Here is a 25052-nt window from a genome sequence, read left to right as displayed (position 1 = left end):
TTAGATGTCCTTCACCCGCAGTACACGCATAGCGTTCAGGACAGCAAGCACGGTCACTCCTACATCAGAGAATACCGCTTCCCACATGGTGGCAATGCCGAACACACCCAGTAGCAGGAAGATCGCTTTGACACCCAACGCAAAACCGATATTTTGCCAGACAATGGTTCGTGTCCGTTTTGCAATCCGGATCGCACTTGCCAGTCTGGATGGTTCATCCGTCATGATGACAACGTCTGCCGCTTCAATCGCGGCATCTGAACCAAGCCCACCCATCGCTACACCAACATCGGCACGAGCCAGCACCGGGGTATCATTAATACCGTCACCGACAAACACCATTTTCTCCTTCGGTGATTTGGCAGCTTCGAGACGCTCCAACTGTTCGACTTTATGCTGTGGCAGCAGCTCAGCGTATACTTCATCGACACCCAGCTCACGCCCTACAGCTTCACCAACAGCCTTGGCATCCCCTGTCAGCATCACTGTTTTGCGGATACCTAGCTTCTTGAGTGCCTGAATGGCTGCCGCTGCATCATCCTTAACCTCATCGGCAATGATCAGGTGACCGACATACGAACCCGATTCGGCAACGTGCACCACTGTGCCTACGGTTTGTGGAGTCGTGTAGGAGATACCTGCCTGTTCCATTAATTTGGCGTTACCCGCAAGCACTTCACGTCCATCCACACTGACCTTGATGCCATGCCCTGCAACCTCATCGTAATCATCCACACCTTGGGTCCGGATATCTTTTGCCCAAGCTGCGCGAATGGATTCAGCAATCGGATGATTGGAATGAGCCTCGGCAATTGCAGCAAGCTCCATCAATTCATCTTCGTTACGCCCACCTTCAGGGCGAATAGCTGTTACTTTGAAAACACCTTTAGTTAGTGTACCCGTTTTATCGAAAACAACGACTTTGACATCGTTCAAGGCTTCAAGGTAGTTACTTCCTTTGATGAGAATACCGTTACGCGAGGCAGCTCCGATACCGCCGAAAAAACCAAGCGGAATGGAAACGACCAGCGCACACGGACAAGAGATCACGAGGAAGACCAGTGCACGATAGATCCAATCGGCAAATGTCGCACCACTGAGCACCAATGGTGGAACGAGCGCAATCAACGCGGCGAGAATGACGACAACCGGTGTATAATAACGGGCGAATTTGCTAATAAAATGTTCTGTTTTGGCTTTGCGGCTACTCGCATTCTGCACTAGGTCCAGAATTTTGGATACCGTGGATTCACCAAAAGTTTTTGTTACTTCGATAGTTAACATTCCGTTTTTGTTCACGAATCCACTCAGAACATCACTACCCGGTTCTAACTCACGCGGAACTGACTCACCTGTCAGAGCGGAAGTGTCCACCATGGAACGACCTGCCTTAACAATCCCGTCCAGAGGTACTCGCTCACCCGCTTTAACCAAGATGCGGTCTCCAATACGTACTTCTTCCGGCGACACTCGCTTGGTCTCTTCTCCCGAGCCAATCAGCATATTCGCATAGTCCGGGCGAATATCCATAAGCGACTGGATCGACTTCCTTGACCGATTAACCGCCAGCCCCTGAAACAGCTCACCGAGCTGATAAAAGAGCATAACCGCAACACCTTCGGGGTATTGACCGATGGCAAACGCACCGATGGTAGCCACGGACATCAGGAAGTATTCATCGAATACCTGACCGCGAATAATATTTTTGAACGCCTGGAGAACGATATCTCCCCCTGCGATCAGATAAGCGACAACATAGAGTGCAAGCTGTGCCCAGCCTTCCAGCGGAGACCAGATCGCGGCTGCTACCAAAATGGAGCCTACCGCCAGGCGTGCCAGCAGCACCTTCGTCTGCCCAGCGCCATGTTCATGTGAGTGTCCGGCATGCGCATCGTCATGATCGTGACCGTCCGCATGACCGTGATCATGTCCGGCATGACTTCCATGATCATGCGTTTGATCTTGAGCTCCGTGATGATGACCGTGGTCATGGTCATGGGAGTGACCAGCATGATCGTGCCTACTCGGAGTATGCTCATGCGTGTGAGCTCCGCTACCTGCATGTGCGTGCACATTGCCGTTAGCTTGGTCTATTGAATCAGCAGAACCACGACTGCCTTGTGATGATTTACCTTTTTCCGAAATACGAATATGCGGCTCCAGCCGAAGTACTTTGCGCTTCGCTTCTTCCACCACCTGCTCATCCATATCGGATGTGGTGTGCATGGATAAGGTTTTGGTCACAAAATTGACCGAGCAATCGGAAATGCCTTTAATTTTTTTGACGCCATTCTCAATCTTCAATGCGCAGTTCGCGCAATCCAATCCATCCAGCAGCAGTTCCCTTTTCACCTGTTCCTGTCCGGTTCCCATGTGAACTCTCCCCTTTGCAGTACGTAAATCAATATTATTATTCGTAATTTTTACGTTAAAATCAATATATGAGCAATCATTCATATGTTTTGTTAACCCTATTATATGCACGCTTAAACATGAGTGTCAACAATTCCGGTTGATTTTTCATACAGAATATGCTAATAGTAATCATTTCGCTTTAGACGTTTTTTGGATATAATAGGCTTATCGAAGAACATTTGATCAAATCAAAGGTTGAGTTAATATAGGTGGTGATAGGAAATGGAACAACCGGTTAAAGCTCCAGCCGATTGCGACGCGGCCTGCTCTGGAACAGAGGCTGACGTGCAGACCATTCGTGCTTCTCTCATGGATCGCGAGACCTCTTCCGAGATGGCTGATTGGTTCAAGGCTTTCAGCGACCCGACACGGCTTCGTATTATTGATGCGCTGTTGCAGAAGGAATTATGTGTGCACGATCTGACGGTGCTGCTCGATATGGGACAGTCGGCCATTTCGCACCAGCTGCGATCACTCCGCAACATGCGGATTGTCAAGCGGCGCAAAGAAGGCAAGACCGTGTATTATTCTCTGGATGATGCACACATTGAGCAGATTTTCCTGCAGACGCTTCAGCATATTAAACATGGCTAGGCATCAGCCAGCCTGTTCACACAACAGAACCCCCGCCTCTCGGCTGTTAGCCGATGGACGGGGGTTCTGTTGAATTATTGGCACCGTTTTGCCAGAAAAAGAAGTTTATCATGCTCTAGCTACGGGCTTGCCCACTTCGGTTACAGTAGATTGTTATTTTTCGGATCATACAGACCGGATCGTTCCTTGAACCAGTTGAAGATATGCGACACACATACTTTTAGCACTGCGTATCCCGGAACAGCCAGCAGAATGCCTACTACACCGAACAGATTACCTGAAGTCAGAATGACAAAGATAATGGTAATGGGGTGAATTTTGAGTGTTTTGCCCATAATCTGAGGTGAGATGAATTTACCCTCAATTAATTGCACGATCGTCCACACCGCTACCATCTTCAGCAGCATCACCGGGGAAGTGACCAGAGCAACAATCAACGCAGGCGTAATCGCAATCGCAGGTCCCAGATACGGTACAACACTCGTGAACGATGCGATAATCGCAAGAATCAGCGCATAGTCCAGACCAATAATCATATAACCGATGTATAGCAGAATACCGATGCAGAAGCTAACGATAATCTGTCCACGAATGAACGAACTGATCTGGTGATTGATATCTTCCAGCACATGCATTGCACCTGTACGGCTCTTAATTGGCAGGAAAGACAGAATTTTCGATGGAAGCTTCTTGCCGTCTTTCAGCAGATAGAACAGGATAAACGGAACCGTTACAATGGACAGCACCGTCTCGGTGAACGCTCCGAGGAATCCGCCCAATTTGTTCCAGGTCGAGTTCAGAATGTCAGTGGCTTTCTGGGAAATCGTGCCCCACCAGTCCTGAGAATTCAAATTGACTGTCTCCTGGAACTGACCGAACAGCTTGCTGCCCGTAAGCTGCTCAAACTGCTGTTTGACCGTCTCACTGTACGTTGGAAAATTTTCAATCAGACTCGTAATCTGGTTACGTACGACCGGAATGACCGCCAGTACCACGACTGTCAGGATGCCCCCGATAGCCAGATATAAGATCAGAATGGACCAGCCACGTTTGATTTTCCACTTTTCCATAACATCCACAATTGGATTCAGCAGGTAATAGAGAATACCCGACAGAATAATCGGCAGCACAATCGTCTTGATCAGCACCGCGAGCGGGTGCAAAACAAAGGATACTTTGGTAAGAACCATCACGTTCAGTCCTACCAGCAGCAGAATTAACAGAAAAAGCACGAACTTATTATTCAGAAAAAATCGTTTAAACCGATCCGGCCAAATGCGGGGTTGCTCGGGTTGCTCCATAGGCGTGTCTTCCTCTCTTATGTATCCTTTATCAAAAGCATAAGCTGTAAACCTGCATGTTTCTTGACTGCGCATAAAGTTGCTTGTACAAGCCAACATATGTATAACACATTGAGTTTATACGTACGGCGCTGTTTAACCGTTTCAAATTAGACCGGTAAGTTCATTTTACCCTAAAAAGAACCTTCTGCCCCATACAACTCCTTTGAATAATTTCCCTACCAAAAAACGGCTCGCCTCCGAAGAGACAAACCGTTAATATGTCAGTGGCATGCGAGCCTTTTGTTCACGTCCGCTGTTGAGTTTATGCTTTTGTTTATGCTTTTCCCGCCAGTTGAGCGATCAGCTCATACGAGTGCAGGCGTGCCTGATGATCATAGATCATCGACGTAATAATCAGCTCATCCGCCTGGGTCTGAGCAATAAATGATTCCAGTTGACCACGCACGGTCTCTGGAGAACCGTTCACAGCTGCTTTTAGCGTCTGCTCTACACCAGCTTTCTCACGATCTGTCCATTTGCCTTCCATATCGGCTGGTGGCTGCACCAATCCGGTTGTGCCACGAATAATATTCAAGAACTGCTGCTGCATCGTTGTGCCAAGCCATGCTGCTTCTTCGTCGGTATCCGCCACGACAGCATTTACACCCACAATAACATGGGGTTCCTTCAAGTAATCGGATGGTTGGAAGCTGCTCCGATACGTTTCAAGTGCAATCCGGGTGTAATCCGGTGAGAAGTGGCTGGCAAAAGCAAACGGCAATCCCAGCTGTCCGGCGAGACGAGCACTGAAATCACTGGAGCCGAGCAGGTAAATCGGGATATTCAACCCTTCACCGGGTACAGCGCGAACAGGCGCGTGATACGATGTAGCAGAAGCATCGAAGTATGCTCTAAGTTCAGCCAGCAATTCGGGGAAATCTTCACCACTGTTCAGATCTTTTCGCAAAGCAAGAGACGTACGTCGGTCACTTCCCGGTGCACGGCCCAGCCCAAGGTCAATACGGCCTGGATACAGTGACTCTAACGTGCCAAACTGTTCGGCAATAACAAGCGGCGCATGGTTAGGCAGCATGATTCCGCCTGATCCGAGACGAATGGTCTTCGTTCCACCTGCAAGGTAACCAATGACAACCGCGGTCGCGGAAGAAGCGATGCCCGGCATGTTGTGGTGTTCCGCTACCCAGTAACGGTGATATCCCCAACGCTCTGCGTGCTGAGCAAGATCCAGACTGTTGCGAAGCGCATCCGCAGGTGTGGCACCTACTACGACAGGAGCCAAATCCAGTATGGACAATTTAACGTCGTTAATAAGTTTTTTATGGGATGAAGCTGTGTTTTCGGTAGACATAATAGAAAGTTCTCCTCTTTGTTCATATTTTTATTTTTGTATATCCAGATATATAGATGTAAAAGCGCAAAAAAATGATGTGACAGAGCTGCTCCTCTAGCCGTTTACATCCGGACGGAATACCCGCCTGCACCTGCATTCTTGCTTCCGTCTCGGCGTCCGGCTTATAGCTCGTGCTGTACGTACTCGGCAAATTGACGAATGGTTTCTTCGTTGCGGCGATAATACGTCCACTGTCCCCTACGCTCGGAGATCAGCAACCCGGCTTTGAGCATAGTCAGCAGATAGCTGGATATGACGGATTGAGCCAGTCCGGCCTTCACCTGAATCGTTCCAACACATATGCCGCTCTTTCCTGCATCCGGATGCTGGGATAACTCCAGCGGTGGAAAGTGTTGCTCCGGGTTTTTGAGCCACAACAGAATCTGTCGACGTGTCTCGTTGGATAATGCTTTGAATATGAGTATAGGTTCCATGGGTAAGATTATACCGCCTTTCTTTCATTTTGCAAACCAAACAGACCGATTCAACGAACGAACCGGCCTGCCAATAAATACATGTGTATACGTTTAGAACTTGGTGCTGACCGTTTCTTTTACTTGTTCCAGCATGGACTGATAAGCTTAATCAATCCACTGCGTGATTTTATCCAAAGGCTGACGGGATTTCTCACGTGGCGGATCTTCCGCCCGATAACCGAAGGCTGCCATGACGGAAACATCCCATTGTCCATCCTCAAGCAAACCTTCCTCTTCCAGAATACGATGTACGTCTTCATATCTAAACCCTTCAATTGGGCAGGAATCGATACCAATCAGCGCTGCCGCAGTCATCATATTACCGAGAGCAATATAGGTCTGTTTGGACGCCCAGTCAAATAAAGTACGCGGGTTCTCAAGCATTCGTTGGTTCTTTTGAAATTTGCCATAAGCTTCACGGGTCAGCTCAAATACGTCATCCGGCATGCCCTTGATTTCTTTCAGCATATATTCCGCGTAAGACGAGTTATAACTCGCCTCAGACCGCGCCAGAATGACAATAAAATGGCTTGCCTTCGCCAATTGTTTCTGAGCCCCGGAAGAAACTTCGGACAGACGCTTACGGAAGTCCGGGTTCTGCACAATCAGAAATTTCCATGGTTCCAAACCAATTGAGCTTGGCGACAACCGTCCCGTTTCTAGAATAAACTCAAAATCTTCAGCCGAAATGATACGTGAAGCATCAAACTGTTTGGTTGCATGCCGAAAATAGTAAGCGTTCAAAATATTTTCTTTCGTAATGGCTTTTGCCGAGAATTCCATATGATCTGCACATCCTTTTCTTGTTTATGTTCCTGTTTATGGTCTGAACTTGAATACCTGAGTATTATTTTAGAGTTTATAATCAAAATATAAAAGTACGCACAATAATGTTTCTTAGTATATAAAAGTAACTATTATTTCTAACAAGGTTTTTTCGATAATCAAGTGCATGCCCTGTTGTAACAAAAAAACAAGTCGCCATGGATCTGCTGCTCCCCAAGGCGACTTACCTGTAATTCGTATCAGAGATTATTGTGATTACGACAATTACAACTGTTCCATAAACTCATTTTCCGAGATAACCGTAAATCCCTCTTGCCGCAGCAAAGCAGACGTAACCCCTTCGCCCACGACTTTGTGGTTGGCAAAATTCCCATCGTAGATCATCTGTGTACCGCAGGAAGGACTGAATTCTTTAAGCACCACACAGGTGACATCCAGTTTTTGCGCCCATTCAAGTGTCTGATAGGCTCCTTTAATGTACAGATCCGTGACGTCATTGCCACTCTTCTCAATCACCTTGGCTGTACCTGCCAGCACATCCTTACCCGTACCGCCGATAATTTCAGCTGGCTCCCGCGGGGTGGAAAACCCTCCAAGCAGCTCCGGGCAGACCATCTTTGCCTGTTCCTGCTCCACAAGCTCCTGAATCTTTGCATCCAGACTCGCTGTTCCGTTGTAACGGCAGGCTACGCCAGCAAGACATGAACTCACCAAATATTTCATCGTTATGCTCCTTATGCTCCAATCATCTATTAAATTGATTGTACCATATGAAATCAAGTCTTAGAGGTTGGCATCCCTTGTGATCATAGTAATACGAGCATCCTCATTATATCGAACTTGAAAAACATCCCCTGTCGATTCCAGTTCAAATGTAACGATTCCAAGCGTTTCCGGCATTCGATGGAGTTTATATGCTTGAAGATCAACTTTAAATATTTTCTTGATTATTGGTGCTGCCTTTTCCCTAAGGATAGATTCTTTCATTTCAAAGAGTTCCTTATGATAAGCCTCCATTTCTTCCAAATTATTTATTTCTTTTCCATCATACTTCGCATCTATAACGGAATAACTTAAGCCAGACTTGCCTTCAGTTGTTTGTACAAAATAATAATCTCCAAAATTAAAAGTAATTGTATCCTCACCAATCTCATCATCTTTGGTCCGGTGTATGCTCGTCAGATCGGGAGCAGTTTTGCCAGAAAACGCCTCAATGGAATCCTCTGCATTTGCCAAAGCAGTTTGGGAAACTTGATCAGGATCGAGATCACCTGAAACGGAGATCGCTTCATCCTGTAACCAAATAATCTCTCCATAGCTTTTTTTATTCTCTAACGTAAGTGTAGTATACGATTTCGGCTCCAATTCGCCCTGCTTCATTCCCACATATCGATTGGCTGATATTGGTGTGAGCGCAGGGTCCCCACCAATGCCTTGAAGCAGTGAAGGAATCTGGCGCAAATAACGATGCTCCAGCTCATTAGCTGCCATCTCCCTTCTCATCTGTACCTCACGTAGATTGCCTGTTGCCGCATCAAGCCAGATCAACGCATATTCTGCATCGCCTTCTTTTCCAGCCTCGACAGAAACTCTTCCAGAGACAGGCAGGTCCTGCACTTTGGTTATACGTAATTGTTTGCCAAGATAGTCTCGCATCGTGACGGCTACATTCTTTTTCATCTTGTCAGTGAGCAGGCTCATGCCGGCATCATCCGTATATTGCAGCGCTGCTGTGGGATATACTTTTTCAATTACAGGCTCCACAATCTGTCCGTTCCAAAGAATGACCGCCGCTGCCACGGCTGCAATCGTCGTGCACGCAATAACAGCTCTGCGGGAGCGAAGACGGCGTCTGTGTTGATTGGGCAGGGTGTTTTGCTCGGCGGACTTATCCCCAGCATCACTCATTGTTTGTGCAGATCCCGATTTGAGCCAGGCTACCTGGCGAAGTACGTTCTGCTTATGCTCCTCGGTAAAAGGAGACTCCGCAAACGGCTCCTGTTTGACTACTTTTTCCCATTCGTCATCCATATGTTTCATTCACTTCGCTCCTCCCACTGTTTCCGTACTTTGGCCTTCGCTCTGGACAGTCGCGATTTGACCGTTCCTGCGCTGATGCCCAGCATTTCCGCAATTTCACCCGTTGTAAGCTCATACTTCAGATGCAGCAAAAGCAATTCCCGGAATTTGTCCGGCAGAGCCATGATGATGTCCCAGATTTCATGAACGTGCTCCCTGCTGATCGCCTCGGCTTCGGCAGAGGGGTGAACCCATTTTTCAGGCTTCATCTCACCCATGCTCGTATTCACCTGTTCCGTGGGGAGTGGCAGTGTCTCTCCCCATAAACTGCTGCGAAAAAATCTGGATTTCCGGTATGTAAATGTTGTGTTCCTAGTAATGGTCAGCAGCCATGTCTTCAATGAGCATTCCCCCCGAAAATGGGCGATCCCAGAATATGCCCGGATAAACACCTCCTGTGACAATTCATCTGCCTGCTCGGTACTTTTGGTCAGAAAGTACGCGTAGTTCCATACATCGTTCCCGTACTCATCCATCATGCTGCTAAGTGTGTAATTGTCGATCGTCTGAGCGTGTGCCAGATATTGATAGTCCAACTGATGTTCACCTCACTTAATAAGACTACGTCCATTCGGATTTGGTTCCCAAACGGTTTATTTCTTCTCCCTCTCCTACAAAATAAAATAAACCAGCAAAGTCCAGATGTACTGAACGCGCTGGTCTATCGAGTATAAAACCCATAAACTTCATTTTGATACCGCCGAAGCTGCTGCTCAAGCCTTAACCGCGGCAATCATCAGAAACATCGGCCGACGATTCTCGTCTCGCATACCGGGAACCTGCTCCATCATCTCAGGAGATGGCTTGGACTCGGCTACCTGTTGAATGACAAAACCAGCTTGAATCAATTCATTCAGATGAGTCGCCATCGTCCGATGATATTTCACCAAGTCCTGATTCAGAAAGTTCGCTACCCGCTGCCCTTCCTCTTGATAATGATCCACAGGCCAATGCAGTATTTCACCTTGAGCTCCATAATGCCAGTCCTGCTCCGCCCGCGCCGTGAAGATGGGATGTTCCGCAGACAAGACAAACGTACCTCCTTGAACAAGACATGCATTGATTTTGGCGTATACCTGATCCAGACGCTCGATATAATGCAAAGCCAGTGAGCTGATCACTACATCAAATTGTCCGGGTGCAAAATCAATATCCTCAATCGCCATACGCTGGTACTCGATCTGAGGATCATCCGTCATCTCGCGTGCACGTTGCAACATATTTTCAGACAAATCCACGCCAACCACAGAACTAGCGTGTTGCTCACGTGCATATCGACAGTGCCAACCAAAGCCGCACCCCAGATCCAATACGTTCTTGCCCTTTAATTCAGGCAGCATCGTTTGCAGTTCATGCCACTCGCCAGCAGCCTCCAACCCTTGGGTAGATCGAGCCATCTGACTGTAATTGCCGAAAAACTCAGCTTCATCATATTTGTTTTGCTTCATAAAGAGATTCCCTCCCGTGTCATAAAAGATGCTCTATTAACTCTACCATATAAACGATCATCTTTTGGAAAAGTTGCCAACCAAATTCTCGGCATGTTATTATACAGAACGAACGTTCAGTATAATATAATATAGAACGAACATTCAGTATACTAACGGAGGTCATCATGAACACAAATTGGACGCATCCATTAGAAAGGCAATCTGTAGGTAAGGCATTTGTAAGCTACCTCGTGCCTTCCATATTAGGGATGCTCGTTATCGCTTTCAATTTTATTATCGACGGCATTATGGTTGGACACAAACTGGGTTCTACAGCGTTGGCGGGAATCGGGATTGCATCTCCTGTCTATACGCTTTTTGTAGCTATGTCGCTATGGATCGGAATGGGCGGGGCAACCTTGTATTCCACCTATATGGGTAAGAAGGACCCCACGACAGCGAAACAAATCTTCACCAAATCCATTACGATTATTTTGCTGATTACAATGGTTATCGGATATACGGCATATACTTTCAGAGATAAGCTTGTTTTGGCCCTTGGTGCCAATACTGAAACATTCCCGTTTGCTGCAGACTATATGAATATTATGCTGTTGTTCGGTTTTGTCTTCACCATTGAGAATGCACTTACTATTTTTGTTCGTAACGACGGCAATCCCAATACATCCATGTATGCTCAGATTACATTTGCGGTAGCTAATATTGTGCTTAACTATATAACGTTATACGTACTGGAATGGGGCGTTCGTGGCGTCGCGATTGGTACAATTATATCGGCATCTCTGGCGCTTCTTGTGTTGCTGACTCACTTTTTCAGAAAAAATAATAATCTCAAATTCACTCGCTTCAAATGGAATACCAAACTGCTGGCTTCTATTGTACTCATTGGGTTTCCAAGCTTCCTTGCTGAACTAGGCATGTCCGTCTTCTCCATCTCTCACAACATCTCACTGGATCGGATTGCGGGCACGGATGGCGTGGCATCTTTTACAGTTTTGAACTATATTCATGGTGTTGTACTGCTCGCATTTCTCGGTCTAGCCTCCGCTGCCCAACCTTTGGTCAGTTATTATCACGGAGCCAAACAGATGGATCGGGAAAAACAGACCATTCGTTTAGCCTCCAGAACGGCTCTGGCATGTGGGGTCCTGCTGTTACTCGTTGTACAACTGGGCGCACCTTATTTTGTGCAAATCTTCGGGAACTTCAGTGCCAGCGTGACGGATAACGCCGTGTACGGTTTGCGAATATTTACTTTTGCATACTTGTTCATGGGTATTAACTTTGTCATGAGCACGTACTTTCAATCTGTCGGAAATGCCAAAATGGCCATCTGGATTACAGCTGCACGCGAGATGATTATTATGGTTGCTTTGATTGCGATCCTCCCTTCATTCTTCGGTGTTACAGGCGTTTGGCTTGCCGTTCCGCTATCCGAGATGGTGGTTCTGGTGACTATCGGCATGTACTATAAAAAAAGAGCCATCTCTGAACGGATAAACGGTTTAACGATTGAATAAAACATGTACATGTGAACAACCAAAAGACCTGCTTGATCTATAGAGATCAGGCAGGTCTTTTGGTTGAGCCAATCAGCTCCAACTTATCGATTAGCTCGTTGGTTTAAATTATTTTATATTCGGTTTTAAATTAAGTTCTGTATTCCTTCTTATACCCGAATATCAAATCGGCCATTGCTGTCCGTCGTTGCATTTGCAATTTGTTGCGGGGATGCTGCTTGCATGCCATTGGTTGGTGGTTTGGCCGGCGGCGATTCTTTGGTTCCGGTTGTCCCGCTGCTCTGGGAGCTTTGCTGCGAGATTTGAGCTTCGATTTGCTTGATTTGCTGCTGCAGCTGCTTCGTTTTGGTCTCCTTGGTTTTATCATCGTCCTTGCTGGATTGCACTTTCTCCAATTCGGCCTCAAGCTTCGTCTTTTGTTTTTCCAACTCACTTGTGCTGTTCGAACTGGATGAAGACGTGGATATGTAGGATGTCGTGGAACTTGCTGCTGAAGAAATATTCATTGTTGATCTCCTCCTCTTTCTTGGTTCCACTATATCCCATACAGACGATAGGAACGTTAAATTCAACTGAAAGGTTGCTGAATGATTGGCGCCGGCCATTTCTAGTTTTTCGAACAAAGTTACCCGATCCTTTCGCGAAAATTCCTTCCAAGAAGTTTCGTGAATTTTCGAGGGCTTGATCCCCCCCCAAAAAACCTTTCTAAATCAGCCTTTATCAGGCGTTTTGAAAGAACTTCCGAAGCACCAATGAAGGTAGCGCTTTCAACTATCCAAAAAAAGGGTTGATAATTGAGAAACCATCCACTATGATAATCTCATCAGTCCGGATAATAAAGTTAAAGCACTTTAACTTTCAATTACATAACATCACATGAAACCTTTTAATTTCGGGGAAACTCAACTACGAAAGTTAAAGCGTTATAACTTTATATCAAATAGAAAGGTTGGTGTTTATGTGACCCATCGCGAAAGCCGGCGGCAGACATTTTACATGTACCTCTTCATCTCTCCATGGCTTATCGGTTTCTTCGTGTTTGCCTTGTATCCGATTCTGTCATCCCTTTATTACAGCTTCACGGACTATGACATTATCCACCCGCCGAAATATGTCGGACTCGCGAATTACAAAGAAATGTTTCAAAATGACCTATTTTGGAAATCTGTTGTCGTAACGGTACGCTATACATTTATCAGTGTACCGATCCAGCTGCTGCTGGCACTGGGATTTGCTCTCCTGCTCAATGCGAAAATACCGTTTCGCGGATTTTTCCGCACGGCCATGTATTTTCCGAGCATGGTATCCGGCGTCGCCATGTCCTTGCTATGGTACTGGATTTTCAATCCATCGATCGGTCTGTTCAATTACGTGCTGTCCTGGTTCGGCATTAGCGGCCCAGCCTGGCTCATGAGCCCCGATTATGCGCTTTACGCTCTGATGATTATGTCCTTCTGGACGGTGGGCTCAGGCATGATTTTGTTCCTTGCGGGACTTCAGGGCGTTCCTTCAAGCCTCGTGGAAGCCGCCAAGCTTGACGGTGCGGGACGCTTCCGGATTTTCCTGAACGTAACGCTGCCCATGATTTCACCGGTACTTTTGTTCCAACTGATTATGGGCGTCATTGATTCCTTCCAAGTATTTACGCAGGCGTATGTAATGACCCAAGGGGGTCCAAACTACTCGACCTGGTTCTACGTTTACAACCTGTACACCAGCGCCTTCAAGGAATACAGAGCGGGCTACTCCTCGGCACTCGCTTGGGTACTGCTGATCGTCGTCATGGCGTTTACAGCGCTTATTATCAAACTCTCGAACCGTTATGTTCACTATGAAGGAGGCGGACGCAAATGAGTACGATTCCGACTGCCGGCCCAGGGGCTTCACCTTCTGTGAATAAACGCCGGCGCAAAATCGATGCGGTTAGCATTGCCAGCTTCATTGCCCTGGTGGTCACCACCTTTCTCATGCTCCTCCCTTTGTTTTTCATGGTCTCTACCTCACTGAAATCGAAGAAGGAACTACTGACGTTTCCTCCGACCTTTCTGCCGGAGTCCTGGCAGTGGAGTAACTACAGAGAAATTTTCGACACGCTGAACTTCGGTCAAATGTATATGAACAGTCTCATTATCGGCATTTTGACTGTTGTCGGCACCCTGTTTTCGTCGGCGCTTGCAGGCTATGGCTTCGCCAGATATCGGGGCAAGGGCAGCAACTTGTGGTTCATGCTCATGCTCAGCACCATGATGCTTCCATATCCAGCGATTATGATCCCACAGTTCATTCTCTTTTCCAAGCTGAACTGGATCGATACCTTCCTGCCGCTGATTGTCCCTGCGTTTTTCGGTTCAGCATACAACATCTTTTTGCTGCGACAGTTCTTTACCACGCTACCGGATGAGCTGTTTGACGCCGGACGTATCGATGGCTGCAGCGAGTTCCGGATGTGGCGACAGATTGCTTTGCCTCTGTCTGGTCCAGCACTTGCAACCGTTGCGATCTTTGCCTTCATCTACAGCTGGAATGACCTTTTGACACCTGTGCTCTATTTAAGCTCATCGGATAAGTTTACGCTTCCGGTCGGTATGTCTTCCTTCACATCTTCGCGTTTTCGAATTCCGCCGTGGCATCTGCTCATGGTCGCCTCCGTACTCGCCATGCTGCCGATCGTGACCCTGTTTGCGATAGCCCAGAAGCGGTTTGTGGAAGGAATTGTACTTACAGGCATCAAGTAAAGACTCCGCCGCAGGGGCGGCAAAAAACTTGAATATATGGGGGACTGTAGTTCATGAAAACGATAAGGATCAAAAAGTCTTTTACACTTTTGCTTGCGACCAGCATGCTCGTCGTATTGGCTTTGTCCGGCTGTAGCGGCGGCAAATCAGCGGGAGATGTCGTACCTGGTAACGATGGCGATAGCGCTAACTCAGGTGGGCAAGTAACCATAACGCACTACACCATCGATTCCGAGGATCGCACCTTTATTGAAAAGCTCGTTCCGGATTTTGAAGCCCAACATCCGAATATTAAGGTGAAAATCGAGAAAGCTCCTTACGAGCAGTTCGACAGTAAACTTCAAACGCTGATTGCCGGGGGCAAATCGCCTGACGTCACAAGCCATTATGGATACGGCGGTTTTGCAGAGTATTACAACAAAGACATGCTGCTTGATATGAACGACATTATTAAGGAAGACGGATTTAAGGCGTCCGACTACAACATCCCGGATGATCTTATGAAAATCTACACCGTCAAAGACCAAGTCTACGGTATTCCGGTCAACATGTACGTCTCTCTGATGCTCTACAACAAAGACATGTTCGATGCTGCCAACGTTGCTTATCCTCCAAGCGATTACGAGGACAAGAGCTGGACGTTTGACAAAATGGTCGAAGACGCGAAGAAAATGACGCATGTATCCAATGATATTGCTAAAACTCAATATGGCGTTGACTTCACATGGTCCGAGCGCGATATGCGCCCGCTCTATTTCGGAGCTGAACCCTACTCCCAGGATACCTGGACGAACGGCGGCGTACCATCCGAGACTCATTTTGATTCGCCTGAAGTCATCGCAGCTTATAACAAGCTGTTCAACCTGATCTTAAAAGATAAAGTGTCTCCGACAACGGAATGGAGCAAAAGCGTAGCGGGGCAAAACGGCGATGCGTTCGTAACCGGCAAGGTGGGTATGACCGTCAGCGGCTCATGGAGCCTTGCGGGCTCCAATGACTTTCCTTTCAAGGTTGGCGTGGCTGCAGTGCCTGCCGGCGGCAATGACAAGGTCCGCAGCGTGCTGTTCGTCGATCCGCTCTTGATTCTGAAGGGTTCCAAACATCCGAAGGAAGCTTTTGAATGGATCAAGTATCTGGTCAGCGACGAAATTCAGGAAAAATCCATCGACCTGAGCGGTGGTAACCCTCCAGTGAATACGAAGGCAGCCGAAACCTATTACAAGCATTTTGATGGCATCGATGCGGCAGATGTGAAGAAGGTTTACGAAGGCGCTGTGAAATACGGCTTTGAATCCTATAACCACCTGATCACCCACTATTCTCAGATCAACGACATGTTCATTAATGAGATGCAGCCGATTGATACCGGACACAACACCGTTGAAGAAGTGATGCCGACGATTCAGAAAAAGGTCATGGAAATTATCAAACGGTAACGCTAGACATTGTGCCGTCCCGAAAGGGGCGGTGCATCTATCAAATTAGCTTCGCGGCTAAGCCTCCGTACATGTATACTATTGTTAAGTCAATATAAAGTACGGAAAATCTGCCGCAAGGAGAATAAACAATGAAGGTTAGTATATTTGATGTTGCAAAGAAATCAGGGCTGTCCGTCGTAACGGTCTCACGCGTCTTAAACGGTGCCGAATCCGTGCGAGAGAAAAATAGGCAAAAGGTTCTGGAAGCCATCAAGGAGCTCGATTACCATCCCAACGCTGCTGCGCGGAGTTTAGCTCGCGGTAAGACAGGAATCGTCGGCTTGATCATGACCACTCTTCAGGATTCCTTCTTCGACACCGTCGTTAAAGAGCTGAACGAAGTGCTTGCACTTCACGGCTATTTTCTGGCCGTTTCGGTCTCTACCGGCATTGGCTCCGATGAAACCCATTACCTGATCCAGGAGGACCGGGTAGACGGACTTATTCTGCTCTCGCCGATGGAAGAGGATAACTACATCGTGGAACTGAAGCGGCGCAATATTCCTTATGTCCTAATCGACAATCAGAAGCCGGAGAATGATACTTTTTCGGTAACGATCGATAACTACAAAGGTGGCTATGCCGCTACGAAGCATCTGCTTGATCTCGGCCATACCTCCATCGCGCATTTAAGCGGACAAAACATGTTCCGCAGTACGAGAGAGCGTCGCAGCGGTTTCCTGCAGGCTCTTAAGGAAAAAGATCTGGCTCCATTTGAAATGATCACGGGCGATTTCGAAATCGATTTTGGTTATGACATCTGCCGCAAGTGGCTGCGTGAGGGACACCTGCCTTCCGCGGTGTTCGCGGGCGATGACCATATCGCGCTTGGAGTCGTGAACGCCCTCATGGAAGAAGGCATCAAGGTGCCTGAACAGGTAGCTATCGTCGGCTATGACGATCAGTATATTTCATCCAAGCTGCACCCCCATCTGACAACGGTCCGGCAGCCTGCCGACCGCATTGGGGTCGCAGCTGCGGATATGCTGTTGAAACGCATGGACGGTACGATGAAACGAGGGGCTAATGTAAGGATCGATCCTGAACTCATCGTGAGAGAATCTACTGGATTACCAACAAAAGGTACGACCGGATAATAAATATAACCTTATATATAGGAGTGACGACCATTGGCTTACTACTTGGGAATCGATGGGGGAGGAACAAAAACATACGCCCTGCTGACCGATGACTTCGGCAATGTGCTTGGCAAAGGCGTGGGCGGCAACGGCAATCACCAGATTGACCGCGCCTTGGCCGCACAAAGCATACGGGAAGCTGCAGAAGGAGCTCTAAACGAAGCAGGACTGCGGATTCATGAAATCTCGCACACCTATTTCGGACTTGCGGGCGCAGATCGGGAGGTAGATTACCGAATCCTGCACCCTCTGGTTCAGGAAATCGGATTCACCCAGAATTACTCGATTAACTGTGACACGATGATCGGTCTGCGCGCAGGTACGAACCGGCCTTACGGGGTCGCGCTGATCTGCGGCACAGGCACCAACTCCGCAGGCCGCAATCCGGCAGGAGAACATGTACAGGTCGGTGGTTTTGATTATATGTACGGTGATTTCGGCGGTGGCGGTTCCCTCAATATTGAGGTGTTCCGCTCTGTCATCCGTTCTTGGGACGGCCGTGAGCAGCCAACGCTCCTGAGTCCCCTGCTGCTTAACTTCCTTGGATATGACAGTGTCAGCGATATGTTCGATGACTTTCAGGATCACGGCAAGCATGTGCCTGTCCATGTAGCAAAGCTGCTATTTGAAGCTGCCGCAGAGGACGATGCTGTAGCTCTGGAAATTCTGAACCGTCAAGGCGTAGAGCTTGGCAAATCAGCAGCTGCGGTTATCCATAAACTTGGAATGGAAAAGGACGCCTTTGACGTTATACTAGCAGGAAGTCTGCTAACAAGGGGAGATCGTGGCTGGATTCGCAGCAAAATTGAACAGACTGTTGCAACCATCGCTCCAAATGCGACCATCGTAACGTTGGCCACCGAGCCTGTTGTCGGTGCCTTATGGTCTGCTATGGATGCGGCCGGACATGCGGTAAGCCAGGATGTATATGACAAAATGAGGGCCTTCCGTGACTTCGAACATATTAAGCAAACAACAAGATAAACGTCTATAAACACTGTCATCATAAAAAATTCTTAAAAGACTGGAGTGTGCAAAATGGCATATGAACAAGGGCTAAAAATAGCGGTAATCGGCGGTGGATCTTCCTATACTCCGGAGCTCGTTGAGGGGTTCATCCTCCATCATGCCGAGCTTCCTGTACGAGAGCTGTGGTTGGTCGATATTGAGCCGGGAGAGCGCAAACTGAATATTGTCGGCAACTTAGCCAAACGCATGGTGGAGAAATCGGGTCTGCCGATTGAAGTTCATTTGACGTTCGACCGTCGCGAAGCCATCAAGGGTGCGGACTTCGTCAGCACTCAAATGCGTGTCGGCATGCTTGACGCCCGTGGCCGCGATGAATCCATTCCCCTGAAATACGGCGTGATCGGTCAGGAAACCACTGGTCCCGGAGGCATGATGAAGGCGCTGCGGACGATTCCGGTCCTGCTTGATATCTGCCGTGATATTGAAGAACTCGCTCCTAATGCCTGGCTGCTGAACTTTACAAATCCGGCGGGTATGGTCACGGAAGCCATTCTGAAGTATTCCAACGTTAAAAGCATTGGTCTATGTAATGCACCAATCGGCCTAATCAAGCAAACCTCAGCCAAATACGGCGTAGAAGCGGACCGCGTCTATGCCGAGTTTGTTGGCCTGAACCATCTCCACTGGATTACGCGTATTGATGTGAATGGAGAAGACAAACTGGATGACATGCTGTCCGATACGGCCGGTTACAGCGCGAAGAACGTGCCTGCACGGGAGTGGAATCCGGAATTCCTGCAATCCCTGCATGCCCTGCCTTCTTACTATCTGAAATACTTTTATATGACCGACGCCATGCTCGAAGAGCAGCTGGAATCCTTACAAAAAGGCGGCAACCGTGCGGAAGTGGTTAAACGCGTCGAAGAAGAACTTTTCGAGCTTTACAATGACCCGGACCTGAAAGATAAACCGAAACAGCTGGAACAGCGGGGCGGCGCCTTCTATTCCGAAGCAGCCGTGAACCTGATGCGCTCACTCTACAACGGAACGAATGACATTCAGACGTTGAACGTAGCCAATCAAGGTATCATTGATTTCCTGCCAGACGATGCCAGCATTGAAGTCAACTGCGTGGTCACCAAAACCGGTCCACTGCCCCTGCCGTTGACCAAGGTTCCTCCAATGGCAGTTGGACTGATCCATGCGGTTAAAACCTATGAGCGCCTCGCCATCGATGCTGCCGTGACCGGCGATCGTGGATTGGCCATACAGGCATTGGCCCATCATCCTTTGGTCCCTTCGGTCGAAGTGGCGATTCAGATGCTGGATGAAATGCTCGAAGCCAACAAGGAATATTTGCCGCAGTTCTTTACTGAATCTGCAGCTAAAGCATAATTCGGCTTTCATCCATTCGTCCTGATACCATAAGAAAAACGTCTATCGACGTACTTTCACATTAAGAGAAACCGCCATATCCCAGAATTTCCTGAGATATGGCGGTTTGTTGTTTTTAGGCATTTTCTATCTATAAGGCTATCTATAAGGCTTTCTTAAATCAATCATTAAATACATTCTCCTAGCTCTCTATCCATAAAAAGAGCAGGCCCGGAGCTAATCTCGCGGCCTGCTTGCATATGAGCAATCATCGGATTATAAGTTGCTTAGTATGTCCACCAGTTGCCGGACATCACGATCATGGAGAACAGCTTGATGCTATCTTCATAGTAGCCTTCATTGGAGCTGCCGGCCGTTTTGGTCCAGACGGAATTCAGCCAGTTTTGGTTCACGGACGAGGTCATAGCGCTGACACCAAACGGTGCATAAAACGCGCCGCTGCCGCCGGAACCTGTAACCGTGCCGTTGAGTTTATAACCATCCTTTACGTTGCTAGGATTACCGCTTACTTTGGTTGAGATCCAGCTATTCATTTGATTGAGCTGACTGAGTGCCCGGCTGTCACCAGTCATCAGGTAATCCGTTGTGATCCTCCAAGGCGTACGACACGAGTTGTAATCGTAGCTGCCGTCGTTCGCACCTTCCAGAAAATCGGCTGAAGCTGGCTTGTACGTCGAGCCCGACAGAACGACGAAGTCTGGAAGCAATCCGGTTGATGAGCTGTACCCGTTGTATAGGGAGTTGACAATGGTATAGGTTTTGTCGATCACGTTCGCCCATTTGGCATCACCCGTTGCTGCCTGGAACGCCTTCAAGTGATTCAGCATAAAGTCCGATGGACGGGTAGCATTTTTGAACGTATTATCCGTTGCCCAGTCGCCAAGACGCAGCGTCCATTGGGACTGATTCACGTCACTTTGCATGATGGCATTGATGATGTCCTTGCCGGCCTGAAGGTAGTTGATACTGCCGCTGCTACCCCACTGCTTGTCCGCAAGCAGGAGCGAATAAGCAATGTCCATGTCTCCATCCGTGGCCGAGTCGGCGCCTTCAATGTTCTGGAAGCTGCTGTTTTGTTTCCATGCCATCAATTTCGAATTGTTGGCGCTCGGATGCGCTTTATAATATTGATAAAGTCCGTCGAAATAGGTCTGCGCATTACCGTCATAACCGGCCATTATAACCGTTGCCAGCATTCCGTACCCGTGTGCCTCAGATACGGTATCCCCGTTGGACTGATACTTCACATAATACTTGCCTGTGCCCGCCGTTTTCAGATAAGCCGATTTCCAGCTGTCCCATTTCGCTTTCACGGAGCTATCCATCGCACTTTGCGTAACATGGTTAGGCTTGATCGAGCCGCTGGTATATGTCGTGTGCTGCGGAAACGGCTTGTTTGGAGCGGCGAAAGCAAAGCTCGCCGGAATCAGAAGAAAAGCGAGACAACACATCATAACAGCCTTGCTGCTAACTGAAAATCCCCTATTTTTTCTCATAAATTTACGCTCCTTTTAGGTCCAAATGGGTTTTGATCCATGACATAACCTTTAAGCCGAAAATTCAATGCAGCATCTTGATGGAGAAACCATGATTCGATACTCGCGAGACACAATCACCTCCGCCTAAAAGTTAAAGCGCTTTAACTTTTAAAACGCTTACATTTATTTTAAATGATTTTCTAATATTTGTAAATAGGCCTTTCTGAGATTGAATCTAAAGTCCTGATTCGACATTTTGGTAGAGATCACCCCTCTCTACCCTAATTAATTCAATATCAAGCCTTCATTCACTCACGTATAGACGACTACTTGCTTCTTCGCAGGCATACAAAATCCCCTCAAGCTTCCAGTGCTTGAGAGGGATTTTATACGATCTCTTTTTTCACTATTGTCTACCATCTGGGGAGAATACCAGACTTCCATATAAGGAGCTATAATTCTTTTATTTTCGTACCACTGTATATCCTTTATCTTTCAGCAACTTCACAATCCCATGATCACCCAAGTAGTGCGCTGCACCAACCACGATGAAGTACTCTTCACCCTTGCCGTTTTTCAGGTAACCATCAATTTTATCAGCCATTCCAACATTACGGTCGATCAGCATTGCTTTGTTGTATTCTTCATCATCAGAGAAGCTGTTCGTCAGCTCCAACAGTTGTTCGTCATTCCCTGTCTTCCACATTTCGGCCATTTGATTCACGCTGTCATCCAACACATCAAAATTGTCCAAAGTCGCTTTCAATGTTTTCTCTTGCAGCTCCTTGGAGAAGTCATTGAACATTCCCAATTGAGATTCATAGGATTCCAACTCGATCACCGGAAGTTTGCGCTCAATTGCCTTCTGTATGAAGTATAGGTCAACCCCCGAAGAAGCTTCATAGCCCGCTTTCATGGATTTCAGGCTGGCCAGTGTGCTCTCCACTACCCAAGGCTTAAAGGTATCCAGTGCATTCGCTTCCAATCCATTCTTCTTCAAAATGTCTCCCACCTGAGCATACGTCTCGCTGGAGATGTGATCTTTCAGTGTTGTGCCATCCTGATACGAGCCCAGATCCAGAACAATCTTCTGCTGCGCTTCGTCAGCCGCTTTGCTGATATCGATCTCTACGCCTAAGTAATCCGCCTCGGCAAAGGCTTCTTCAAACTCCTTACGCAATGGATAAAAGCTTTCATCTGCAATATGCATAGAACCTACCAGGTACACGGTGTTGCCGTTGCTTTCGACTTCCCACATGAAGCCACGTCCACCGGTTTGAACAGTTTCTGTTTCGCCACCTTTGGAAACCAGCAGCACTGTGCGTGCAGCAGCATCCCAACGGACCTCATAACCTGCCGCATCCCCTACAATTCGAATCGGCGCATATGTTACGCCATTAATACGTGTAAGCTTGCTCTTCAACGTAATCGTCTTGCCGTTAACGACGGCTGTAATTGTATCATCTCTTGCTGTCGTCAGCTTCACGTCCATTGCGTCCAGCGTGGAGCGCAGCGGCACAAGTGTTGTTCCTTTATCGTTGATCGGTGCACCCGCCGTGTATTCAACCGTTTCGTCATTCACCTTTACCGATGTCTCTTGCGGAGAGGCCATAGCCGGTACTGCCGATGCGAGCAAACCGACCGAAATAGTTAGAGACAAGAGAATGCGTTTCCAGTTTTTCATATTATGTGTTCTCCTTTAAGCAATATAGTAATTTGAATAAAAGATATTTGGATTATTATGAATTAAGCAGAGAAGATGCTCCTCTCTATTGCATAGCACCTTCTCTGCTTTAATTACTCAAGCCATTTCCGTTCTGGATCAAAAAGGTTCTATTGAACCACTAATAACGTCGTGTTGTGTGTTGTCATAATTAATGAGAAAAATCATCGAAAATGCCTTATAAATCAAGTCATTTTTTCATATTTACCGAGAGTAACTTAACGCTAACGTTATAGAATCTCCATCTTTTTCACAAATGCTGAGAAAAACAGCAAATCCTCATTTGTATATTTATGCATAAAATTGTTGACGAATTAAACCGGATAATCCTAAGGTACCAACAGCAAAAGACCGCTCTCTTTTACTTTGAGAAGCGGTCTTTTGCTATTGTTTTAAATTTAACTCATATATCCAATTTATTAACTGTTTATATTAGTAATTGTCTCTATCTTATTGCGTTATAAGTAATGAGACTGTTCCATTAGAAGGAAGACTGTCATTAGTAAATAAAAATGATAAGTGGCTTATTCAAGCTGACACTTTCGATACCGAAGCCTACGAGAAACTTGTCCCACAAAATAAAAAATAATTCTATTGAGTATAGTAAATCTTAATTTTAGGTCCAAGTAAATTGCGATATTAGCAATGCTTGGGCCTTTACTCTTACCAGTTCATTATCTTCAGGAATAAATCCCAACGCCTACTATTCTTCTAACCTAACTCCTGCTTCACATGAGGGTGATGATCTATAAGATACAGTCGATCGATTCGTAAGGTGTACTTTTTACTTTTCACATCCTTGATCACATCAATCAAAGAAAACTCGTTCGCTTCAGCAGTTCTACTCAAGTAACTCAACAAAGACTCATTGTGGTTTGGTTTCAATCGTATAAGATACACCAACTCACTCCTAATCTACTTCACTTCGTAGGGATGACCTCGGAAATCAAATCTTAAGCAAGCATTCGAGAACCACTAATTCCTTTAAGGTACTTAAGAGGACCTTCAGCGGTTGCAAAACTATTCCTTTGGGCCTCTTTCATCTGATGACTATACAACTAAAGAATGGTTCAACCACTACTCTTACGGAGATATAACGATAAAGCTTGCCCAGTATCCCACTAATGGTAGCGGGACTGTATCTATCGAGTATACTTTGAGAGCTTCTGAAAAAAATAGCATACCAATCGCTGGTAACTATTCAAGTGCTACTAAAACAATAACTTTTTCCAATGTTCAAGCGGGTACTTATGCTTTGCAAATAAAAAGTATTGGAACTACAACTGCTAGTGGATATGGATCAATCAATGATTAAGTAAAACAAGAAGGCCAAGAAGGAGCCATTGTCGAAAACAATGGCTCCTTATTTATGAAGTGAAATTACTATTTTGATGAACTTGATGGAACATCAGTATCAGTCGGGTTTTCATCATTTAAGGTTTTATTTAAGAGCAACGAATTGGGATAATTTTTAAGAAATTCTGCTTCATCTACTTTTAAAAAAAACTCGCCTTCAAAAATTAGTTGATTCGTATTAGGCCCGATTTGATCTAAATTTCTTGCTATCTCCGATTCCTTAAAGATACTTTTTTCATCTGCTCGCACGAACATGCCATGAGGTGTATATAGTTGACTATAATACCCTTTTGCGATTTTTGATTCTACGGATTCTACGTTTTTTACTGATTCTTCGGATTCTACGGATTTCACGTTATTTGTTGAAAAATTAGTGTTAACAGGATTTTCATCTGTCTTATTTACGGTTTCCATTTCTGAATAGGTGTCTGCTTTTGAATTCGATATTAATGCCACTCCTGAAATAATAATCACTGCAAAGGCTATTAAATATATTTTTTTAAACATATTATCCTCGCCCTTCCTATAACAATAATTATTTCCTACTTTAAAACATTATATTCACCCAAATGTTGAACGAATCGATAAGGTCTGTTAAGGAAAAGATTCAACTATAAAATGTTTTATTTTCCTAATTTTATTATACTAGCATTTAAAGTGCATGTGAACATCAGTTTACGATAAAATGCATTTCCTTACGCATTAAATCTCAATTCTCCTCTAGGTATTATTATGTTCCATCCAACATGGACAACACGCCGGAT

General features: G+C 46.5%; 23 protein-coding genes. 9 read left to right on the top strand and 14 right to left on the bottom strand.

Annotated elements, in window-relative coordinates; translation table 11 throughout:
• Positions 1-2373 (bottom strand): heavy metal translocating P-type ATPase, encoded by a 2373-nt coding sequence (locus BLV50_RS23620; RefSeq protein ID WP_090810317.1) that lies wholly within the window; start codon positions 2371-2373, stop codon positions 1-3.
• 264 nt (positions 2374-2637) lie between these two features.
• Between BLV50_RS23620 and BLV50_RS23615 the strand changes: the two genes are divergently transcribed.
• Positions 2638-3009 carry an ArsR/SmtB family transcription factor gene (locus BLV50_RS23615; protein WP_090810315.1) on the top strand — a complete coding sequence of 124 codons (372 nt, stop codon included), beginning with the start codon at positions 2638-2640 and terminating at the stop codon, positions 3007-3009.
• A 140-nt stretch (positions 3010-3149) separates the two neighbouring features.
• On the opposite strand, the gene BLV50_RS23610 is transcribed toward BLV50_RS23615, so the two are convergent.
• From BLV50_RS23610 to BLV50_RS23575, 8 genes are all read right to left on the bottom strand, one after another.
• Positions 3150-4310 carry an AI-2E family transporter gene (locus BLV50_RS23610; protein ID WP_063567801.1) on the bottom strand — a complete coding sequence of 387 codons (1161 nt, stop codon included), beginning with the start codon at positions 4308-4310 and terminating at the stop codon, positions 3150-3152.
• A gap of 316 nt (positions 4311-4626) precedes the next feature.
• Positions 4627-5661 (bottom strand): LLM class flavin-dependent oxidoreductase, encoded by a 1035-nt coding sequence (locus BLV50_RS23605; RefSeq protein ID WP_090810313.1) that lies wholly within the window; start codon positions 5659-5661, stop codon positions 4627-4629.
• Between the two features lie 164 nt (positions 5662-5825).
• A complete protein-coding gene (locus BLV50_RS23600) occupies positions 5826-6137 on the bottom strand; it encodes an ArsR/SmtB family transcription factor (RefSeq protein ID WP_063567799.1) in 312 nt (103 codons plus the stop codon).
• A 147-nt stretch (positions 6138-6284) separates the two neighbouring features.
• Entirely contained in the window at positions 6285-6962 is a 678-nt protein-coding gene (locus tag BLV50_RS23595; RefSeq protein WP_090810311.1) for an NAD(P)H-dependent oxidoreductase, read from the bottom strand.
• Positions 6963-7229: 267 nt separating this feature from the next.
• A complete protein-coding gene (locus tag BLV50_RS23590) occupies positions 7230-7688 on the bottom strand; it encodes a 2-thiouracil desulfurase family protein (RefSeq protein WP_063567797.1) in 459 nt (152 codons plus the stop codon).
• Between the two features lie 60 nt (positions 7689-7748).
• Positions 7749-9005 (bottom strand): hypothetical protein, encoded by a 1257-nt coding sequence (locus tag BLV50_RS23585; protein WP_090810309.1) that lies wholly within the window; start codon positions 9003-9005, stop codon positions 7749-7751.
• The gene (locus BLV50_RS23580) at positions 9002-9580 is read right to left on the bottom strand and encodes an RNA polymerase sigma factor (protein ID WP_090810307.1); all 579 of its coding nucleotides are present in this window, start codon (positions 9578-9580) and stop codon (positions 9002-9004) included. Before BLV50_RS23580 ends, BLV50_RS23585 begins: the two co-directional genes overlap by 4 nt.
• A 177-nt stretch (positions 9581-9757) precedes the next feature.
• Positions 9758-10492: a class I SAM-dependent methyltransferase gene (locus BLV50_RS23575; protein WP_090810305.1), complete on the bottom strand. Its 735-nt coding sequence runs from the start codon at positions 10490-10492 to the stop codon at positions 9758-9760.
• A gap of 167 nt (positions 10493-10659) precedes the next feature.
• Here BLV50_RS23575 and BLV50_RS23570 point away from each other — a divergent pair, with 167 nt between their 5' ends.
• Positions 10660-12015, top strand: coding sequence for an MATE family efflux transporter (locus BLV50_RS23570; protein WP_063567794.1), 1356 nt, complete (start codon positions 10660-10662; stop codon positions 12013-12015).
• 149 nt (positions 12016-12164) lie between these two features.
• Here the strand turns inward: BLV50_RS23570 and BLV50_RS23565 are convergent, their stop codons facing one another.
• Complete coding sequence (locus tag BLV50_RS23565; protein WP_090810304.1) at positions 12165-12521, bottom strand: FlxA-like family protein; 357 nt, start codon at positions 12519-12521, stop codon at positions 12165-12167.
• Positions 12522-13011: 490 nt separating this feature from the next.
• On the opposite strand from BLV50_RS23565, the gene BLV50_RS23560 reads away from it, so the two are divergent.
• The 6 genes from BLV50_RS23560 (at position 13012) to BLV50_RS23535 (ending at position 19731) form a co-directional block, all read left to right on the top strand.
• On the top strand, positions 13012-13869 hold the full coding sequence (locus BLV50_RS23560) for a carbohydrate ABC transporter permease (RefSeq protein WP_063567788.1): 858 nt from the start codon (positions 13012-13014) through the stop codon (positions 13867-13869).
• Positions 13866-14750 carry a carbohydrate ABC transporter permease gene (locus tag BLV50_RS23555; RefSeq protein ID WP_063567787.1) on the top strand — a complete coding sequence of 295 codons (885 nt, stop codon included), beginning with the start codon at positions 13866-13868 and terminating at the stop codon, positions 14748-14750. The genes BLV50_RS23560 and BLV50_RS23555 overlap by 4 nt, the downstream gene beginning before the upstream one ends.
• 53 nt (positions 14751-14803) lie before the next feature.
• Positions 14804-16186: an ABC transporter substrate-binding protein gene (locus tag BLV50_RS23550; protein WP_079695761.1), complete on the top strand. Its 1383-nt coding sequence runs from the start codon at positions 14804-14806 to the stop codon at positions 16184-16186.
• Positions 16187-16317: 131 nt separating this feature from the next.
• Positions 16318-17325 (top strand): LacI family DNA-binding transcriptional regulator, encoded by a 1008-nt coding sequence (locus BLV50_RS23545; RefSeq protein ID WP_090810302.1) that lies wholly within the window; start codon positions 16318-16320, stop codon positions 17323-17325.
• A gap of 33 nt (positions 17326-17358) precedes the next feature.
• Positions 17359-18351: an N-acetylglucosamine kinase gene (locus tag BLV50_RS23540; RefSeq protein WP_079695763.1), complete on the top strand. Its 993-nt coding sequence runs from the start codon at positions 17359-17361 to the stop codon at positions 18349-18351.
• Positions 18352-18405: 54 nt separating this feature from the next.
• The gene (locus BLV50_RS23535; RefSeq protein WP_090810300.1) at positions 18406-19731 is read left to right on the top strand and encodes a 6-phospho-beta-glucosidase; all 1326 of its coding nucleotides are present in this window, start codon (positions 18406-18408) and stop codon (positions 19729-19731) included.
• A gap of 266 nt (positions 19732-19997) precedes the next feature.
• On the opposite strand, the gene BLV50_RS23530 is transcribed toward BLV50_RS23535, so the two are convergent.
• The 3 genes from BLV50_RS23530 to BLV50_RS33165 all read right to left on the bottom strand — a co-directional run bounded on the left by BLV50_RS23530 (position 19998) and on the right by BLV50_RS33165 (position 23781).
• The gene (locus BLV50_RS23530; protein ID WP_090810298.1) at positions 19998-21227 is read right to left on the bottom strand and encodes a family 8 glycosyl hydrolase; all 1230 of its coding nucleotides are present in this window, start codon (positions 21225-21227) and stop codon (positions 19998-20000) included.
• A gap of 445 nt (positions 21228-21672) precedes the next feature.
• Positions 21673-22893, bottom strand: a complete 1221-nt coding sequence (locus BLV50_RS23525; RefSeq protein WP_090810296.1) for a TraB/GumN family protein — start codon at positions 22891-22893, stop codon at positions 21673-21675.
• 750 nt (positions 22894-23643) lie between these two features.
• A complete protein-coding gene (locus tag BLV50_RS33165) occupies positions 23644-23781 on the bottom strand; it encodes a hypothetical protein (RefSeq protein WP_161490658.1) in 138 nt (45 codons plus the stop codon).
• Between the two features lie 163 nt (positions 23782-23944).
• Here BLV50_RS33165 and BLV50_RS23515 point away from each other — a divergent pair, with 163 nt between their 5' ends.
• Positions 23945-24247, top strand: a complete 303-nt coding sequence (locus tag BLV50_RS23515) for a hypothetical protein (protein ID WP_063567918.1) — start codon at positions 23945-23947, stop codon at positions 24245-24247.
• Positions 24248-24315: 68 nt separating this feature from the next.
• On the opposite strand, the gene BLV50_RS23510 is transcribed toward BLV50_RS23515, so the two are convergent.
• A complete protein-coding gene (locus tag BLV50_RS23510; protein ID WP_090810294.1) occupies positions 24316-24795 on the bottom strand; it encodes a hypothetical protein in 480 nt (159 codons plus the stop codon).
• Positions 24796-25052: the final 257 nt, after the last annotated feature.

Source organism: Paenibacillus sp. 276b (assembly GCF_900107875.1).
Classification (GTDB): Bacteria; Bacillota; Bacilli; order Paenibacillales; family Paenibacillaceae; genus Paenibacillus; species Paenibacillus marchantiae.
Note: the sequence above shows the minus strand (reverse complement) of the source record. Positions and strands in the feature narration are given on the sequence as shown.